The organism is Bifidobacterium mizhiense (assembly GCF_020884755.1).
GTDB classification, from domain to species: Bacteria; Actinomycetota; Actinomycetes; order Actinomycetales; family Bifidobacteriaceae; genus Bombiscardovia; species Bombiscardovia mizhiensis.
Genome location: NZ_BPWE01000013.1, coordinates 1 through 1,426, shown reverse-complemented (window position 1 = coordinate 1,426; position 1,426 = coordinate 1). Strand labels below are relative to the sequence as shown.

Annotated in this window: 1 pseudogene; it reads left to right on the top strand. The window is 61.9% G+C overall.

From position 1 onward, the window contains the following. Positions 1 to 133: 133 nt before the first annotated feature. A pseudogene (locus LPC22_RS08355) lies at positions 134 to 1,369 on the top strand (IS1249 family transposase). Positions 1,370 to 1,426: the final 57 nt, after the last annotated feature.

The window sequence follows — 1,426 nt, the reverse complement described above, 5'->3', positions numbered from 1 at the left end:
GGGCTATAGGAACTAAACGCGTTGTTTATGTTGGGGGTTTGGCCTTGTGGCTGTAAGCGTGTTGGGTGGTTGTTAATAGGTCGGGTTGTTAATAGGGGTCTTGCAGGGGTGCCCGTTCCTGTTCGATTGGGGAATGAGAACCAGATCGAAGAGGGCCAGGCATTGCCCCATATGCCATGGGCGGATGCGCAGGCATGGGCGCAACAGATCAGGCACGCAGCGCTGGATGTGTCCGTCCTGCTCGATCACGTCCACCGCGCGCAGGCAGGACCGGGCCCGCGCCGCGCGGTTGAGGGAGTTCCTGGACTGGCTGCTGACGGGCAGGACCCGGGAACAGATGGGGGCCATGGGCGCCAGGGCCTGGCGTAAACGGGTCGGCTGGTGCTGGAACATCAAGCCGGCAATCACACCGGACGGGGTGGTCCATCACACGCTCATGGCCGACGGCACGTATATGGCACACGGCTGGTGCCTCCTGATAGCGATCGACGGGCAGACGGGCCAGGTCATCGACCGGCAGTGGTGCCATCAGGAGAACACGGCGGCCTGCACGGCCCTGTTCTCCCGCATCCCCGGGCCCGACGTGCTCATCACCGACGGCCTTCGCGGCGTGCAGAAAGCCTGCCATGCCTGCTGGCCGGGCACGCGCATCCAACGCTGCCTGGTGCACGTGCAACGCAACACCAAAACCGACCTGACACTCAAACCACGACTTCAGGCCGGCAAGGAACTCAAGCGACTCTCCGACCAGCTCACCCGGGTCCATGCCATCGAGGAAGCGGTGCGTTGGGGTGAGGCCTTGAACGCCTGGCACGAAAGATGGAAAACCCTCATCGAACCCTCATCGACGAACGCACCATGGCCAAGGACGACCCAGCCAACCCCAAAGCCAGCCACCAATCGGACGACCCAGCCAACCCCAAAGCCAGCCACCAATCCTGGTGGTGGACCCACCAGGAACTCCGCCGCTGCTACCGCAGGCTCGAACACCTCTTCCAAGACAGGCAGCTCTTCGCCTTCCTGGAACCCGAACTCACCGCCGGCGGGCCAATGGAACGCACCACCAACCGGCTGGATGGAACGCACCACCAACCGGCTGGAAGGAGGAGTCAACTCACCCATCAAACGCACCCTCCTGCAACACCACGGCCTACCCGAGAGCCACATGGGACGCGCCTGCGAATGGCACTGCTACATGAAAACCGACAACCCCGACCCCGCCAGCCTGATCAGGGACGAACACCACCAGCCACAACCAGCACCCAAACGGGAAACCAGACAGGAACAGGACGAGCCCGAACACTACGGCACCGCCATCAACTGGAACGAGTTCCACACACCAGTCAGATACCCCAACACCACACTCTGACCAACACACAACCAAACCCACACACAGAACCTAAAACAACGCGTTTAGTTCCTATAG